Here is a 1,010-nt window from a genome sequence, read left to right on the forward strand (position 1 = left end):
CGGGCGCGCGCTTGCATCCGCCCACGGCCAGGGCGAGCATCGCCAACAGCAGGACGCACAGCGCGCGCGAGGAGATGACCCGGGTCGGGCAGGACGACATACGATGCGGGCTCGTTCCCCAAAACGTCCCGCATCTTGCTGGGCGCGGGCGATTCCGGCAAGCCGGGCGGGGCGGCGGTGCGGGGACGACCGGCAGGCAGCCAGGGGGCTGGGCTTGTCGCGGCGGGACATTTCATGACCCGGCGTTGGGGCGTCGGGACAGGCATGTCGGCGTATGGCCAGATGTGCCAGTGGATTGCGGATGTTGCAACGCATCATGTAACCGCTTGCAGTTGCTGCTAACGTCCGCCCACCTCGATTGAGGCGGTGCTGGCCGGGGGACCCAGTGCGATATTCGTCAGAGATCATCCGAGTGCTCGGTCACGGTGGCGCGCGCCGCTGCGCCTGGGTGTTGTCCGCAGTCCTGTACGGACTTGCGATGACGGCCCCGGTGCAGGCGCAGGACGGCCGCCTGCCGCCGCGTGCGCAATGGCAGGCGTCCAGTTCCTCCAAGCAGGTCAAGGCGCAGGCGATCGGCTATCTGATCGACGGCGACGCCAGCACCCGTACCGCCGGCGCCTTCAGTCCCGGCCACTGGTTCCAGATCGACCTGGGCCGCGCCGCGCAGATCGGCGGCGTGCGCCTGCAATGGGACACCTCCAATCCGGAAGGCTTCCTGCTGCAGACCTCGCGCGATGGCCAGCGCTGGGACACGGTGTACACGATGGCCGACTCGCTGGGCGGCACCGAGACCGTGTTCTTCGCGCCGCAGCTGGCCCGCTACCTGCGCCTGGCTGCGCCCGCGCGCAGCGCCGACTGGGGCGTGTCGATCTACGAGATGGAGCCGCTGGGTGCCGGCGCCGTGCAGTTGCGTGGCGTGTCCGCGGCCGACGCCGCGGCGCTGTGGCAGGGCGGTGCCGCGGTGGCGATGCCGGGCACCGGCGCGCAGGCGCGGCAACTGGATATCGCCT

The 1,010-nt window shown here is 70.6% G+C and carries 1 protein-coding gene; it reads left to right on the top strand.

The features are described 5' to 3' along the window. Positions 1–478: 478 nt before the first annotated feature. On the top strand, positions 479–1,010 hold a 532-nt coding region (locus tag D183_RS24960), incomplete at its 3' end, for a discoidin domain-containing protein (protein ID WP_039728045.1).

Origin of the sequence: Xanthomonas sp. SHU 199 (assembly GCF_000364665.1) — a bacterium.
Taxonomy (GTDB): domain Bacteria; phylum Pseudomonadota; class Gammaproteobacteria; order Xanthomonadales; family Xanthomonadaceae; genus Xanthomonas_A; species Xanthomonas_A sontii.